The 16646-nt window shown below is 60.9% G+C and carries 9 protein-coding genes, 1 tRNA gene and 2 rRNA genes; 10 read left to right on the forward strand and 2 right to left on the reverse strand.

What is annotated here, in order from left to right:
* The 10 genes from DWX25_RS00005 to DWX25_RS00050 form a co-directional block, all read left to right on the forward strand.
* A 23S ribosomal RNA gene (locus DWX25_RS00005) occupies positions 1-2804 on the forward strand; the annotation flags it as partial.
* A 147-nt stretch (positions 2805-2951) separates the two neighbouring features.
* Positions 2952-3067: ribosomal RNA gene (rrf, locus tag DWX25_RS00010) — 5S ribosomal RNA — on the forward strand.
* A 174-nt stretch (positions 3068-3241) separates the two neighbouring features.
* Positions 3242-3781 carry a holo-ACP synthase gene (gene acpS, locus DWX25_RS00015; RefSeq protein ID WP_117802761.1) on the forward strand — a complete coding sequence of 180 codons (540 nt, stop codon included), beginning with the start codon at positions 3242-3244 and terminating at the stop codon, positions 3779-3781.
* Positions 3782-5398, forward strand: coding sequence for an NAD(P)H-hydrate dehydratase (locus DWX25_RS00020; RefSeq protein WP_117858775.1), 1617 nt, complete (start codon positions 3782-3784; stop codon positions 5396-5398). It abuts the gene before it with no gap.
* Positions 5399-5400: 2 nt separating this feature from the next.
* Positions 5401-6546 carry an alanine racemase gene (gene alr / locus DWX25_RS00025; protein ID WP_035137770.1) on the forward strand — a complete coding sequence of 382 codons (1146 nt, stop codon included), beginning with the start codon at positions 5401-5403 and terminating at the stop codon, positions 6544-6546.
* A gap of 8 nt (positions 6547-6554) precedes the next feature.
* A complete protein-coding gene (locus DWX25_RS00030; protein ID WP_006235848.1) occupies positions 6555-7175 on the forward strand; it encodes a uracil-DNA glycosylase in 621 nt (206 codons plus the stop codon).
* A 12-nt stretch (positions 7176-7187) separates the two neighbouring features.
* Entirely contained in the window at positions 7188-7694 is a 507-nt protein-coding gene (gene tsaE, locus DWX25_RS00035; RefSeq protein ID WP_117843703.1) for a tRNA (adenosine(37)-N6)-threonylcarbamoyltransferase complex ATPase subunit type 1 TsaE, read from the forward strand.
* Positions 7681-10065, forward strand: coding sequence for a tRNA (adenosine(37)-N6)-threonylcarbamoyltransferase complex transferase subunit TsaD (tsaD, locus tag DWX25_RS00040; RefSeq protein WP_117858778.1), 2385 nt, complete (start codon positions 7681-7683; stop codon positions 10063-10065). Before tsaE ends, tsaD begins: the two co-directional genes overlap by 14 nt.
* Before the next feature lie 814 nt (positions 10066-10879).
* Complete coding sequence (locus DWX25_RS00045; protein WP_117858781.1) at positions 10880-12769, forward strand: carbon starvation protein A; 1890 nt, start codon at positions 10880-10882, stop codon at positions 12767-12769.
* A gap of 183 nt (positions 12770-12952) precedes the next feature.
* Positions 12953-15124, forward strand: a complete 2172-nt coding sequence (locus tag DWX25_RS00050) for a hypothetical protein (RefSeq protein ID WP_117858784.1) — start codon at positions 12953-12955, stop codon at positions 15122-15124.
* 497 nt (positions 15125-15621) lie between these two features.
* Here the strand turns inward: DWX25_RS00050 and DWX25_RS00055 are convergent.
* Both DWX25_RS00055 and DWX25_RS00060 read right to left on the reverse strand, forming a co-directional pair.
* Positions 15622-15696 (reverse strand) — tRNA-Gln (locus DWX25_RS00055).
* Between the two features lie 38 nt (positions 15697-15734).
* Entirely contained in the window at positions 15735-16640 is a 906-nt protein-coding gene (locus tag DWX25_RS00060) for a peptidoglycan-binding protein (RefSeq protein WP_199406666.1), read from the reverse strand.
* Positions 16641-16646: the final 6 nt, after the last annotated feature.

Below are 16646 nucleotides of genomic sequence, written 5' to 3' on the forward strand. Positions count from 1 at the left end.
GGGGAGGACAACCCGGGGAACTGAAACATCTAAGTACCCGGAGGAGAGGAAATCAATCTCGAGACTCCCCGAGTAGCGGCGAGCGAAAGGGGACCGATGGCCAAACCGTCGAGCGGGCATACCCGGCAGGGGTTCCGCCGGCGGGGTTGCAGGGCCGCGCATCCGGGGGCTGCCGCCCCCGGGCGCAGGTCCGGCTGGGGAGCGGAACGGCATGGGAGGGCCGGCCGCAGCGGGTGACAGCCCCGTACGCGAACCCAGACCGGACGGCGCGACGCGGTCCCTGAGTAGGGCCGGGCACGTGAAACCCGGTCCGAACCTGGGTGGACCACCATCCAAGCCTGAGTACTACCCTGTGACCGATAGCGCACCAGTACCGTGAGGGAAAGGTGAAAAGCACCCCGGGAGGGGAGTGAAACAGTACCTGAAACCGTGCGCCCACGAGCAGTCGGAGCACCTTTACGGTGTGACGGCGTGCCTTTTGTAGAATGAGCCAGCGAGTCGCTGGCGCGGGGCGAGGTTAACCGGAAGGGAGCCGTAGCGAAAGCGAGCCTTAACAGGGCGACTTGAGTCCCGCGCCGCGGACGCGAAGCCGGGTGAGCTATCCGTGGGCAGGCTGAAGCGGGGGTAAGACCCCGTGGAGGGCCGAACGCACGTCGGTTGAAAACGGCGGCGATGACCTGCGGATAGGGGTGAAAGGCCAATCAAACCCGGAGATATCTCGTTCTCCCCGAAATAGCTTTAGGGCTAGCGTCGCGCGTTCACCGCCGGAGGTAGAGCACCGGATGGACGAGGGGGCTTCGCCGCCTACCGAATCCAACCGAACTCCGAATGCCGGCGGCCCAGAGCGCGGCAGTCAGAGCATGTGGGCTAAGCTGTGTGCTCGAGAGGGAAACAGCCCGGACCGCCCGCTAAGGTCCCCAAGTTCCAGCCGAGTGGCAAAGGATGTGCGTCCGCCCAGACAACCAGGATGTTGGCTTAGAAGCAGCCATTCATTCAAAGAGTGCGTAACAGCTCACTGGTCGAGTGGACATGCGCCGACAATACACGGGGCTAAGCTGGACACCGAAGCGGCGGGATTTTAATTCATTAGAATCGGTAGGGGAGCTTCCCATGGGCGGGGAAGCCGCCGGGCGACCGGCGGTGGAGCGCATGGGAGTGAGAATGCTGGCATGAGTAGCGAGAGACGAGAGAGTAACTCGTCCGCCGTGAACCCGAGGTTTCCTGGGCAAGGCTAATCCTCCCAGGGTCAGTCGGGGGCTAAGGCGAGGCCGGTAGGCGTAGCCGACGCGCAGCAGGCAGACATTCCTGCACCGCGCACGCGGCGCTACGACCGACGGGGCGACGGATGGGGGTGGCTCGGCGGGGTTCTGGACGTCCCCGTGATGGAGCGCGGCCCGCGGACCAGGGAAATCCGGTCCGCACACAGGGCGAGGCTCCGGACGAAGCGACTGAGCGAAGCGAGTGAGCCCGAGGTCCCTAGAAAAACCCCTAGGCAGGCGCGTGCGCGCCCGTACCGCAAACCGACACAGGTGGGTGGGTAGAACATACCGAGGCGATCGGGTCAACCATGGTCAAGGAACTCGGCACAATGGCCCCGTAACTTCGGGAGAAGGGGTGCCCGCGCGTACGTGAACGGACTTGCTCCGGGAGCGGAGGCGGGCCGCAGTGGAGAGGCCCAAGCGACTGTTTACCAAAAACACAGGACTCTGCAGAAGCCGCAAGGCGACGTATAGGGTCTGACGCCTGCCCGGTGCCGGAAGGTCACGCGGAGGAGTTAGCGCACCGCGCGAAGCCCCGAAGCCAAGCCCCGGTAAACGGCGGCCGTAACTATAACGGTCCTAAGGTAGCGAAATTCCTTGTCGGGTAAGTTCCGACCTGCACGAAAGGCGCAACGACTTGGGCGCTGTCTCGACCATGGACCCGGTGAAATTGCACTGGTCGTGAAGATGCGACTTACCCGCGGAAGGACGGAAAGACCCCGTGAACCTTCACTGCAGCTTGGCATTGGCCGCTGGTCCCGCGTGTAGAGGATAGGCAGGAGGCACAGATCCGGAGGCGCCAGCCCCCGGGGAGCCGCCCTTGGAATACTGCCCTCGCGCGACCGGCGTCCTAACCCGAGGCCGTCAACCGGCTCGGGGACCGTGCCAGGCGGGCAGTTTGACTGGGGCGGTCGCCTCCTAAAGGGTAACGGAGGCGCGCGAAGGTCCGCTCGGGACGGTCGGCAACCGTCCTTTTGAATGCAAGAGTACAAGCGGGCTTGACTGCGAGGCCCACGAGCCGAGCAGGTGCGAAAGCAGGCTCTAGTGATCCGGCGGCCCCGAGTGGGTGGGCCGTCGCTCAACGGATAAAAGGTACTCCGGGGATAACAGGCTGATCTTGCCCAAGAGTCCACATCGACGGCAAGGTTTGGCACCTCGATGTCGGCTCATCGCATCCTGGGGCTGGAGCAGGTCCCAAGGGTACGGCTGTTCGCCGTTTAAAGCGGTACGCGAGCTGGGTTCAGAACGTCGTGAGACAGTTCGGTCCCTATCCTCCGTGGGCGCAGGAGAATCGATGGAGGCTGCCCCCAGTACGAGAGGACCGGGGTGGACGCACCTCCGGTGAACCGGTTGTCGACCAACGGCACGGCCGGGTAGCCGCGTGCGGCGCGGATAACCGCTGAAGGCATCTAAGCGGGAAGCCGTTCCAGGGATTAGTTCTCCTTCCGGTAAGGGCCCAGGTAGACTACCTGGTCGATAGACGGCAGGTGCAAGGGCGGCGACGCCCTCAGCCGAGCCGCACTAATCGCCCGAGCTCTTCCGGAACCGCACCTCGCGGCCCGCGGGACCGAGCGCTCCATGCGCGGTCCGGGCACGAGGATGCCCCCGAGTCGACTCCTCCTATGCGCCATGCGGCCCCCAGGGCACGTAGATGAGACCCAGGACACCGTGAACGGTGGGCGCCGCCCACCGGTCAGCGGCCAGAGCATGGGGGGCACGCCCGGTCCCGTTCCGAACCCGGAAGCTAAGCCCCATCGCGCCGAGAGTACTGCGGGGCCAGCCCGTGGGAGGCCAGGGCGCCGCTGACCGGTGGACGGCACCGAGCCGTACGCTTGAACTGAGAAGGGGGAGGCCTCGCGGCCTCCCCTTTTTTGCGTTTACGGGCTTTTGTCTCACATAGTAGCTGTGTTTTATAACCCTCGTTTGTCGCATCTTCTGCGAACGGGCTAAAATAACTTAGTCTGTGCGATATGGAGGTGAACATGGCTGAAGCTGGTATCGGCGTTGATATCGTCGAGATTTCCCGTATGAAATCAATTCTTGAAAAGACGCCGTCGTTTGCTCGGCGCGTGTTTACCGAAGAAGAGCGTGCGTATTGTGATGCATCATCGCGTCCCGCTGCTCACTATGCCAGCCGCTTTGCTTCGCGCGAGGCGGTACTTAAAGCTCTCGGCACGGGTTTTAGTCAAGGCGTTGGTCGCAAGGATGTTTCGGTTACGCGTGATAAACTCGGCAAACCGAAGGCGCTGCTTTCGGGCCGTGCTCTCGAGATCGCTCAAGAGCTGGGTGTTGTTGAGGTCGCTCTTTCCATTACGCTTACAGGAGACTTAGCCGTTGCGAATGCCATCGCGATTACCGAAGATGCTCGGCCTAAGCCAAAAGAGGAAAAGGTGAGCACCAAGAAACGCGTAGCGCAGACATTTAAAGAGGCTCGCTCTGTTTTAGATGAGCTTGAGCAGCTGCAGAATTCAGCATTGGCGGAGCACCTGGGCGATGCTTCGCAAGATACGCTAGGAGCATAGATGAAACCGGTTTTGAGTACCGAAGAAGTCGTTCGCCTCGAGGATATCATCGAACGCGAAGGGACTTCGAAGGCCGAGCTTATGGAGCTAGCGGGTGAGTTTGCCGCCAACGAGGTCTTGAAGCTCAATCCCGATCGGGTTCTCGTTCTGGTCGGTTTTGGTAATAATGGCGGCGACGGTTGGGTTGCCGCCGATATCCTGAGCCATAAGGGTGTGGACGTGGATATCGTTTCTCCGGTTGAGCCGGATGAGATTCCTGCTGCTCTGGCACGTCATGTTGCTCGTCGTACTGCCGGCCGCGATGTGCACGTTTGCATCGGCCCCTCTCGTGACGAACTCGAGGTTTTGATCGATAAGGCCGATGTTGTTGTCGATGCCATTTTTGGTACCGGTTTCCACGGAAATCTGCGTGCGCCGTTCTCCATCTGGATTCCTACGGTCAATGAATGCGCCGATTGTGTCGTATCCATTGATGTTCCTTCGGGCCTGAATGCCGAGACGGGCGTTGTTGATGACGACTGCATTCGTGCCGAGCATACGGTGACGATGATTGCGCCCAAGATTGGTCTGTATAGCGCTGATGGTCCTGAGTATGCTGGCGATTTGATCTGCGGCAATCTTTACGACCGTCTTGACGAGGTCATCGATGATGTCGACCACGCCGCCGAGATTGTCGAGCCCGGTGACTTAGTTGATTACTTTGCTCCACTTCCTACGAATATCGATAAGTATTCCCGTGGCTCTGTGCTTATTGTCGCCGGATCTGCGCAATATCCTGGTGCTGCCATTATGGCGGCCAAGTCTGCAGCTCGCGCGGGTGCTGGTTACGTGGCGGTCGCGGCTCCTGACGCCTGCGCTAATCTTATTCGCATGGCACTTCCTTCGATTCCCGTCTTTGCTATTCCGTCTGATTCCCGCGGCTCCTTTGGCGCCGCTGCGCGCATGACGGTGTGCGAGATTGCAAAGAAGTACAGCTGCGTACTGTGCGGTCCCGGTATGACGACGTCGGCCGGCGCTATGCAGGTGGTTTCGGGCTTGCTCGAGCTTGATGTACCGCTTATTTTGGATGCCGATGCACTCAACTGCCTTGCTAAGATTGCCATTGACGGTATTGATAGTAACCCCGAGATGTATCGTCGCGAGCAGCCGTTGGTTATGACGCCGCACTATCGTGAGCTTTCGCGTCTGGTTGCCGGTGACGAGGTGAACGACCTTGGTACCGCGATTGCGGCCGCGCAGAAGGTTGTCTGGGCTGCAGGCTCCGACAATCTGGTGGTCATTGCCAAGGGGCCGACGACGGCTATCTGTGGCGTTGAGCGCGTTCTGTTGCCGCTCTCGGGTCCGGCTTCTCTGGCAACTGCCGGTTCGGGTGATGTTCTCGCGGGTATTTTGGCCGGCACGCTTGCCACCATGCGCGACGAGATGGATCGTTGGGAGTTGCTGTATTCGTACGCCGTCGCACTTCACAGCTACGCCGGTTTTGCCGCGGCGACGGAGTATGGTGAGAAGAGCGTTATCGCGACCGATCTTATCGACTTGATTGGTCCTGCCATGGAGCTGGCGGCAAAGGATGCGCTCGAAGATCTGGGAATCATGGACGAAGGGTCGGATGACTAATCATGAATAAAGCCGATTTGACGCGCTGGTCCTGGGTCGAGATCGACCGCGGGGCGCTCCGTCGCAACACGAGGGCCTATAAGAACTTGTTGAATCCACGTCAGCGCCTGTGCTGCGTGGTCAAGGCCGATGCTTATGGTCATGGAGCTGTTGAGTGCGCCAAGATCATGTATTCGGCCGGTGCCGACATGTTTGCCGTGGCGACGGTTAACGAGGGCGTTGAGCTCCGACAGGGCGGGATTACGAAACCCATCCTCATCCTAAGCGAGCCGCCTATCGAGGCCATTCCGACGTTGCTCGAGTTTGATATCATGCCCTCGGTCTATACGTCTGACTTTGCTCTTGCGTATGGCGAATGTGCCGTCGCGGCGGGCAAGGTGGGCAAGTATCATCTCGCCATCGAGACGGGTATGAATCGTATCGGCGTACACTACACACAGGTGCTCGACTTTGTCCGCGGTATAAATTTCCATCGCGGTATTCAGTGCGACGGCGTATTTACGCACTTCGCCACGGCCGATGAACCTTCGGGCTGGGACTACAAGCTGCAGTGTCAGCGCTTTACCGAGGCCGTTCAGGCCATTAAGGATGCGGGTTTTGAGTGCGGTATCGTGCACTGCGCCAACACGCCGTCCTCGATGCTCGACCCCTCGATGCATTTTGATATGATCCGCGCCGGCGTTGGCTTGTATGGCATGCAGCCGTGCGAGCTGAGTGGCCGCGTGATGCAGCTTGATCCCGTTATGAGCGTCCATGCGCGTGTGACGCGCGTGGCACACCCTGCGATGGGTGAGGGCGTGGGCTACGGTTTTACCTACCGCGTACCGCGTACGCGCGTTCAGATCTGCACGCTGCCGATCGGTTATGCCGATGGCCTATCGCGTACGCTTTCCAATCGTATGGATGTGCTGTATCGCGGCGAGCGTGTGCATCAGGTTGGCAATATCTGCATGGACCAGTTTATGGTCGCCATTCAGTCCAACCCGGCACACGAGATTCCCGAGGCCGAGTATGGTGACGAGATGATCATTGTCGGCCGCGATGGCGATGCCGAGATCACTATGGACGAGATGGCCCGACTGCGCGGAACGATTAACTACGAGGTCGCCTGCGGCTTTGGCATGCGTCTCGACAAGGTCTACGTGTAGGAGCCGCTATGGGCGTCATGCACATCCCCGGCCATACCCATCAGGCACCACGTGAGGTCGCACTCGAGGAAATTGAGGCCGTTCTGGGCGATTGTCACCTCTGCCAGCTCTACCAGTCGCGTCACAATATCGTGTTTGGCGTGGGAAACCCCCGCGCTCGCGTGATGTTTATTGGCGAGGCGCCGGGCCGCAATGAGGATTTGCAGGGCGAGCCCTTTGTGGGGGCGGCAGGCGAGGACCTCAACGGCATTTTGTCGCTGGCGGGGCTCAAACGCGAAGACGTCTACATTGCCAACGTGCTTAAGTGCCGCCCGCCGGGAAACCGCAATCCGCGCCCCGAGGAAGTGCTGGCTTGCTCACCGTTTTTGCGCGAGCAGATTCGAAGCATCTGGCCCGATATCATCGTGACGCTCGGCAACCCCGCAACGCACTTTGTGCTCAAGACCGAGATCGGCATTACCAAGCTGCGCGGCAGGTTCCATCAGATGGGGCACTTTGTGGTGATGCCCACGTTCCATCCGGCAGCAGCGCTACGCAATCCGGCGTGGCAGGAGCTGCTGGAGGAAGACTTTAAGATGCTGGGCGACTATCTGGAGCGACATCCCGCACCAGAGGACGCCTCGGAATAATAAGGAGCATATATGTCCCTGGAGCGCCTGGGGGTAGGTACTTACAAAACGACTTGCGCTGCCGATACGGAGTACTTTGGCGAGCTAATTGCACCGTGCCTTGAGGATGGCGATGTGCTCATCCTGACCGGTGGCCTGGGAGTGGGCAAAACTCACTTTACCAAGGGCGTCTCGCGCGGGCTGGGCGATGGACATATGGTTACGAGCCCTACGTTCGCGCTCATGGCCGTTCACGATCAAGGTCGTATTCCGCTGTTTCACTTTGATCTATACCGCTTGGAGCATGCCTACGAGCTCGAGGATACGGGCATTTTTGACGTGCTGGGCTATGAGGGTGCTTGCCTGCTGGAATGGGGCGAACAATTCCAGGACGAGCTGACGGATGAGTATCTTTCGGTGACGCTCAAGCGTGACGAGAGCGACAGCGACGTGCGAACGATCACGCTCGAGGCTCACGGCGAGCGCGCGACGGAGCTTTCCGATTTGATTGATAGGGCTGTACAAGATGAGCTTGCATAGGGACAACGCGCCGGTGGTGGCGCTCGATACTTCGACTGACATGCTTGCCTGCGCGGTAAGCTGGATTGATGCGCAGACGGGCGAGGCGAAGCTGGTGAGTGGCGACCATATGTGCCGTCGCCATGCCAATGTGGAGCTCGTGAATACTGTTGATGGCGTACTGAAGCAGGCCGGCCTGGATCGCAGCGATGTTGGTTGCTACGTGGTCGGCCGCGGCCCGGGGTCGTTTACGGGCGTGCGCATCGGCATCTCCACTGCCAAGGGCCTCGCGCGTGGTGCCAATGTTCCGCTGCTGGGCGTGTCGACGCTCGACGCTTGCGCTTGGACGGCGTGGAAGGCTGGCGTGCGCGGCAAGCTTGGTATCTTGGCCGACGCTATGCGCGGTGAGGTATATCCGGCGCTGTATATGCTGGTCGATGAGGGCCCCGAGCGTCAATTTGAGCGCGAACACGTGGTCAAGGCCGCCGTGGCGCTCGATGAGTGGCGCCAAGCAGCGGACTGGGACCAGGTTCAGCTGACCGGTGACGGTCTCGTGCGCTATGGCAAGCTGCTGGGTGAGGACGAGACCGCCCGCTGCGTGGAGCGCGACCTGTGGTGGCCTTCGGGCGAGGGCTTGCTGCTCGCGCACGCTGCGGGTGACGGCGATCCGGCTCGCGTCCTGCCGATTTACACGCGCCTTTCGGATGCCGAGGAAAACGAGCGCAAGCGTCTTGGTCTTGCCGAGAGTGCGCAGAGCGAAATTACGGGCGTTGCCGATGAGCTCGCCGGTCGTCATCTGCAGTTCCGTCCCATGGGCGCGGCGGATGCCGAGGGCGCGAGCACGCTAGAGGCTGCCTGCTTTGAAGGTGCCGGACACGAGGCGTGGACGCCGGGTATGTTTCTGTCTGAACTGGGCAAGGACGTCGCTGCGCCGCGTAGTTGGTGGGTGGCGCACGACGACGGCCGTCTGCTGGGTCTTGCCGGCGGCATGGTCGTGGACGGGGACGTGCAGATTCTGGATGTCGCCGTCGACCCGGCACATCGCCGTGAGGGCATTGCTCGCAAGCTGCTGTCGCATGTGAGCTATGATGCCCAGATGCTCGGCTGCACCACGGCTTCGCTCGAGGTCGAGGACGGCAACGAGGGAGCGATCGCGCTTTATAACGCTCTGGGCTTTACCGAGGCTGGCCGTCGCCGCGGCTACTATGGTGCTGGCAAGGACGCAATCGTCATGACGGCTCCGCTGCCCCTGGTGCTTCCGGTCGACAATGCTTCGCCCGAGCCGACGGCGGCAGAGCAGCGCGTATGGCCGCTGGCCGCGCCCGATCGCACCGTTGAGGAACGTGCCGAAATCGAGCGCCGTCGCCTGGTGCTTGCCATCGAGAGCTCCTGCGACGAGACGGCCGTGGCGATTATCGATGCAGATGGCAATATGCTGGCCAACCAGGTGTCGACGCAGATTGATTTTCATGCCCGCTTTGGCGGCGTGGTGCCCGAGATCGCCTCGCGCAAGCACGTTGAGGTGATTGTGAGTGTCGTAGATGCGGCGCTTGAAGATGCCGCGGCATCGCTTGGCCTTGAGGGCGGAGCGATTGCGCCAAGTGAGCTTGCCGCCGTGGGCGTGACGCAGGGTCCAGGCCTGGTGGGCGCCCTGGTGGTGGGCGTCGCCTTTGCCAAGGGCTTTGCATATGCTGCCGGCAAACCGCTCGTGTGTGTCAATCATCTGGAGGGTCACCTGTTTGCCAACCTGTTGGCGCAGCCCGACCTCAAGCCGCCGTTCATCTTTACGCTTGTCTCGGGCGGGCACACCATGCTCGTGCACGTAAAGGCATGGGGCGACTACGAGGTGCTTGGCGAAACGCTGGACGACGCCGTAGGCGAAGCTTTCGACAAGGTGGCAAAGGCCCTGGGCCTGGGCTATCCCGGCGGCCCCATCATCTCCAAGCTGGCCGAGACAGGCAACCCCAAGGCGATCGATTTCCCCCGTGCGCTTAACAGCAGGGGAGACTACCGCTTCTCGCTTTCGGGTCTCAAGACGGCGGTGACGCTCTACATCGAGCAGGAGACCAAGGCCGGGCGCACGATTCACCTGCCCGACCTGGCGGCCTCGTTTGAGGCGGCGGTCTTTGACGTGCAGTACAAGAAGGCCAAGAACGCCCTGCATGCCACCGGGTGCAAGGAGTATTGCATTGGCGGCGGCGTCTCGGCCAATCCGCATCTGCGCGAGATGATGATCAAGAAGCTTGGACGTCAGGGAATCCGCGTAACGGTGCCGCCTCTCTCGGCATGCACCGATAACGCCGCCATGATCGCGGAGGTCGCTCGCCGTAAATTCGACCGAGGAGAAATCTCGCCGTTCGACGTCGACGCCGATCCGAACATGACGCTGTAGTCGTGCTCGTGCGGTCCCCGGCGCTGCCCGGGCGCCAGCGGCCACATATGAACTTTCCTGCTCGGACAGTCCTGCTCACGACGGAGGCCACATTAAGTGGCCTCCTGTTCGTGCGGAACTCGCGATAAAGTTCATATGTGGCCGCTGGCGCCCGGGCAGTGCCGGGGACCTTTCTGTCCCGATGCGGCGTGGGGGTTCGTTTGGCGTCGACAGCGTCCGGCGAGGGTGACCTGCCAGTGTCGAATTTCCGGCGTTCTTGAGCTGAAAGAAAAAGATGGCATGCGGAGCTTTGCTCCGCATTTGGGATGGGAGCCCCTCGGGAGCGGGCGGGCGTATACAAGGTTTATCGCGAGTTCCGCACGAGCCGGAGAGCACTTAATGTGCTCTCCGTGCGAGCAGGACTGTAGAGCAGGAAACCTTGTATACGCCCGCCCGCTCCCGAGGGACATCTGTCATGCAAAAACTTTTGTCGGGTAAAGTCCGAGGTCAGTGGCGTTCTATACCGTAAATTTCAAAAAAGTTGAAAATTCATTACATTTGTACGTTGACTTTAGGTAACTAAAGTTTCATACTGCTTTTCATCCACTGGGGGATGTGAACACGCACGGAACGTTCACATCATGATCGAAGAGGATTTCTTAGACATGTTCACGCATCAGCTAAACATTATCAGCGTAGTAATTATCTGATGCGGGTTAGCACATACAGCTAGCCCGTACGATAACGGGCGGCTGATGAAGATGAGGGCCGTCGAGCGCAACCGACGGCCCTCATTTTTTATGTCTAGGAAGTTCTTTTTAGAGGAGGAAATGTAATGAACGGAGTTTTGCTCATGGTTGTGGCCGCGACGGTGCTCGCCTGCGGCTATCTGGGCTACGGTCGCTGGCTGGCCAATAAGTGGGGCGTTGACAAAGAGGCCCTCACGCCGGCCAAGCGCATGAAGGACGGCAAGAGCTTCTCGCCCGTTTCCGCCTTCACCGCGTTCTCGCACCAGTTCAGCTCGATCTGCGGTGCCGGCCCTGTCACGGGCACGATTGTCGCCATGGCCTTTGGCTGGCTGCCCGTCGTGCTTTGGGTTCTCGTCGGCGGCATCTTCTTTGGCGCCGTCCACGACTTTGGCGCCCTGTACGCCTCGATGAAGAACAACGGCAAGTCCCTGGCTCAGCTCATCGAGAAGTACATCGGCAAGACCGGCCGTCGCCTGTTCCTGCTGTTCTGCTGGCTGTTCTGCATCATCGTCATCGCCGCTTTCACCGACATGGTCTGCAAGACGTTCATGTTCACCCCGGCCGTTGACGCTTCTGGTGCTGCTACCGGTGCCATCGACTTCACCAAGTCCTATGCCGCCGGCTGCGCTGGTACCATCTCCATCCTGTTCACCTTCGTCGCTATCGCCTTTGGTTGGGCCCAGAAGAAGTTCAACCTCACCGGCGCTGCCGAGTTCGTCACCGGCGTTGTCCTCATGGTTCTCATGTTCGCCGTCGGTATGCAGTTCCCGGTCTACCTGGATAAGTTCCAGTGGTTCGCCGTCGTCATGGTCTACCTGGTCTTCGCTGGCGCTATGCCCATCCAGATGCTCAAGACCCCGCGTGACTACCTCACTTCCATCATGATGATCGTCATGATCGTCTGCGCTGTCCTCGGCATCGTCGTCCTGGGCGTCAACGGTCAGGCTACGATGACCGCTCCGGTCTTCACCGGCTTCTCCACTGCCTCCGGCATGATGTTCCCGGTCCTGTTCGTCTCCGTCGCCTGCGGTGCTCTTTCCGGTTTCCACAGCCTCGTTTCTTCCGGCACCTCTTCTAAGCAGGTCGAGAAGGAGCAGGACGCCGTCAAGGTCGGTTACGGCGCCATGATCGTCGAGTCCTTCGTCGGCATCCTTGCCATCATCGTCGCCGGCATCATGTTCTCCGACATGAACACCGCCGGTACCGGCGCCCTCAACGCCGGTGTCGCTTCCACCCCGTTCCAGATCTTCGCCGCTGGCATCTCCCGCGGCATGCAGGCCTTCGGTGTTGACGGCACGCTCGCTACTGTCTTCATGACCATGAACGTCTCCGCTCTGGCCCTGACCTCGCTCGACGCTGTCGCCCGCATCGCCCGCACCTCGTTCTCCGAGTTCTTTGCCCAGACCAACGACGCCCTGGCCATCGAGTCCAAGGCCGGCTACATGAAGGTCCTCGGCAACCCCTGGTTCGCCACGGTCGTCACCCTGCTTCCTGGTCTCGCCCTCGCTTTTGGTGGCTATGCCAACATCTGGCCGCTCTTTGGTGCTTCCAACCAGCTGCTCGGTGGCATGACTATGATCACCCTCGCCGTGTTCTGCAAGTGCACCGGCCGCAAGGGCTGGATGCTCTACGTGCCCGTCGCCTTCCTGCTCTGCTGCACCTTCACCTCGCTGGTTCAGAGTGCCATGGGCTGCATGACCGCCGTCCAGGCCTACGGTTTCTTCGGTACCATCCCGGCTACCGCCACCACGGCCGCCGTCTCCGTCGCCGCCACCAAGGGCCTGCAGCTTGTCTTCGCTGTCCTGCTGATGGTCCTGGGCCTCATCGTCGCCGTCAACTGCCTCAAGGAGTTCTTCGGCAAGGAGGCTGGCTCCATGCCCGACGAGGAGCCCGAGTGGTCCGAGATGGGCAAGGCCGAGTATGGCCGCGCTGCTGCTGCCGAGGCTCCTGTCGACGCCGAGGCCGCCAAGGCTTAGTCGACCTGACGAGTTGAACGTCACATCTATATGACTCGGAAAGACCGGGTCCGCGACTTCGCGGGCTCGGTCTTTTTTCATGCAAAAGCGGGTGACGCTCGAGTGTTCTCGCAGATGTTTTGCGTGGATAAGGGCGCGCGTTGTACCATATAGACGTATATGTGTGCATATGAAAGGGGCCCCGTGGCCAAGACGGTATATTCCGATAACCAACAAAATGTCGATGCTCTGGCTGAGCGCCTGAGCAGCCAGACGTCGCTTTCTGCTGAGCGTGCCAAGCTGGTTGCCTACGACCTGCTTTGCCGCAAGGCGCTCAAGATTAAGTCGAGTGCGCTGGCGCAGATTTTCCGCTCCGTCGATAAGGAGTGCGACACCAAGGCGATGCGCGATGAGCTTATCGCGGCAAAGATCGTGACCAAGATCGAGGGTAGCGGCATTAACGGGCGCCCGGCGTTCTATACCATCAATGCCGAGATTAACGATGCCCAGGAGCGGCCCGTCGAGGTTGCCGAAGAGGCCGTCGAGGACGTTGTCGAGGCGCCCGCTTCGGTGGAAACGGCTCCGCGCGAGCATGTCGATACCGACGAGCTGCTTGACGAGAGCGTCGTTCGCGCCTTTACGGCCAAGGCCGGCCGCGGCGGTTTTGGCGGGAGTGGCAAGCGCGATGCGCAGCGCCGCGCCCAGCAGGAGCGCTTCCGTCGCGCCGTTGCTCAAAAGGGTGAGACGGATGCTGAGGCTGTTGAGACCGAGGTTGCTGCCGAGTCGCAGAAGCCCGCGAGGGAGCAAAAGCCCGTGGAGGCCCAAGAGCCCAAGCGTCGTCGCGGTGCTCACTTTAAGACTGCACAGCAGGATGCCGCGCGTGAGGTTGAAGAGTCTTCTGAGGTTGCAGACGATGTTGAGGAGTCTGCCAAGAAGGCTCCGGGTTCGTGTCGTCCTGGTCGCGGTTTTGCGGGACGTGCATATCCCGTAAAGCGTCAGGAGAAGGGCGAGTCGGTTTCGACCACCCAGGACGAGAAGACCGTTGAGCCGGCGGCTCGCGAGCAGAAGCCTGTTGAGCCGCAGCTTGAGGTTGATGCCGAGGCCAAGGGCCAGCAGCCTACTGATGAGCAGGCGGAGCAGGGCGCGTCGAGCAAGCCTCGCCGCCGTCGCCATCGTGGGGGCCGCAGTTCCCATGCCGAGACTGCAACCGAGAAGACCACGCCGCAGAACGAGGATGCGAAGGCCGAGGTTTCTTCGGGGCAGCCTAAGCGCCAGCCGGCGAAGGAGAGCAAGTCCGTTCGTCCGCAGAAGCAGGCGTCCTTGCCGAAGCACGAGCGCAATTCCCAGGGCGATTCTAAGCGCAAGTCTCAGAAGAAGCCGGAGTCTGCCGCAGCAGATACTGCTGCCCAGCAGCCCAAGTCGTCCGTCCACGGCGAGGTCTCGGCGTTTGCCCTTGCCCGCGTTTTAGGCAGGCAGCTGCTCAAGGTTGTCCCTACGCCTACGGCGCTCTCTAAGATCAAGGAGCAGCAGACACAGATCGTAAAGGTCGAGGGCAAGGACGGCAAAAAGGCTCCGCAGCGCACTCAGCACAACGAGATGTCCAACCGCAAGATTGCCGAGGAAATCGCAATCATCCAGGCTTGGATCGAGCAGAACCGAGGTGCCGATACGCCGGTTGCCTCGCGCCGCCAGCGTGCCTACCAGATCTTTAACGACGAGAAGGCTTTTGACGGCAAGCACGGTGAGCGCTTGATCAGACGTATGACCGAAAAGGGCATCAGCATGCAGGCGATCAAGGTCGCCCCCAATCGCCCCGTGCACTTTACGGGCTTCTTTACGCTGGGCGCCGACAAGCCGTTCATTATGGTCGAGAACCTGGACACCTACGACGAGATCGTCAAGCTGCTGCGTGGCCGCAAGCACGCCAAGCTCTTTGGCATCAAGGTGGGCGGCGTGATTTTTGGCGGCGGATGCAAGGCGAGCGTCTCGCATGCCCTGGACGATTATCTGGCCGAGATTGGCTATCGCTTTAACTACGTCTACTACGTGGGCGATATCGATCGCGAGGGCGCGCGCATCGTCGAGCAGACTCGCAATGCCAATGTGGTTGAGATTCGCCTGCATGCCGGCATGTACCGCGCCATGCTCGCCGAGCATAAACGTCGCGTGAAGGCCGGCGGCGAGTGCGAGCCCGCGGCTGCCAACCAGGGCGTGCCGCAGAACCTGGCGGCCACGATCAAAGACCTGCCCATGGTTACGCGCGTGCAGTTCCGCAACGTGCTGCGCGAAGGCGGGCGCATTCCGCAGGAGATCCTGATGACCGCTGACTATCGGGATGGCGACTCGGGAAGCTTCGACCGCATGCTGAACAATTAGTTCCGCCGGCCCCGGGAGAGCGGGGACACCGACTTAGGTTTCCTGCTCTAGAGTCCTGCTCACGATGGAGGCCACATTAAGTGGCCTCCTGTTCGTGCGGAACTGGGCTGATATTTTCTAGATGTAAGGCGCTCTTGGTTCTAATGGGCTTGGGGCGCCTGTATTTTGAGGGTGGATTTTTGGGACATGCCTGAAAATCTACCTTTTGCAACTTCTCGTTCTGTAGGAGAAGCTATGACCGGCACTTTGGGAGCGTCCCTAAGTGCCGGTTTGGCTGGAAAGTCGAGATGCGGGGAGCCCGTTGCTGGTATGGGACGGAGGGATTCCGCGTCCGCCTTTTCGGCGGCCGCGTCCCGCTGCGTCGCTTCGCTCCTTGCGTGCTGCGCTGGAAAACGCTTCGCGTTTCCTCAGCTCCGCACCCTGGCGGGTTCGAATCCCTCCGCTTGCCCACAAGAAAGCGCCCTGGGCTGATGAAAGCTCAGGGCGCTCAGTTACCTTGGCTGGGACGGAGGGATTCGAACCCCCAACAGCCGGCACCAAAAACCGGAGTTCTACCGTTGAACTACGTCCCAATGTGTGGTGTTGCCCAAAAGCAACTCGTCTAGTTTACCTAATCTGCGAGGGCATCGCAAACGCCATCGAGCAGGCGTACGGCGAGCGTCTGCGCGTCGCTGGCCGTGAAGGTGCCGTTGTAGCGCGTCATGCCCGTGAGCTCAATGCGAATGCGAGCCGGCTTCTGCTGCGCGGCGACATTGGCGGTGCGGATGCGCTGGGCCAGGTTGTGGCACTCGGCGAGGGCAATCGTGGCGCGCGGTGCGGCGTCGGCGGGCAGCTCGTCGCTTGCGATTTCGAGCACCAGGTCAACGTCGGTTGGGACCTCGGAGTCGCAGAGCATCATGCCGCTGTTGTCGGTCGTTGCCGTGGCGATATTCCACATGCGCGACGCAACGCTGCGTGCGATGGGGTCCTCGCCGATAACGGCAATCTGAAAGCGCTCAAGCACATTGGCGGCACGGGCAAAACCGATACGCGACTCGGCCTCGGTGACCGAGGGCTTACCCTCCCACACATGGTGCAGGCGGTTGATGTAGGCGTAGGTGTCCTGGAAGGCCATGCCGTCGGCAAACAGACCGACATTTTCCTGGAACTGCTGCAGGGCGGCCTCGGTATGCGGGCCAAAGTAGCCGTCGTCCTCGCCGCAGGCAAAGCCCAAAACGTTCAGAGCGCGCTGCAGGGCCTGCACATCGGCGCCATGGAAATTGGGCATGCGCAGATAGAGGGTGCGGTCGCCCAGCTTATACGAGGCGTCTACCAGGGCGCTCCAGCAGGGGATATCGACGGCGCTGCCGGCGGCAAGGCCGCTATCGAGCCTAAAGGTGCCAACAGCCTGCTCGGTGGTGGTGCCAAAGCGCTTGTCGGCGACCTCGGCGTCGTCGATTGTATAGCCGAGCTGCAGAAGGCGGGACTGGACGTCCTCGACGGCTGCTCCCTGCATGCCCGTAGTAATAGGTTCCATGAACGA

This window comes from Collinsella sp. AF18-8LB, assembly GCF_003459795.1.
Classification (GTDB): Bacteria; Actinomycetota; Coriobacteriia; order Coriobacteriales; family Coriobacteriaceae; genus Collinsella.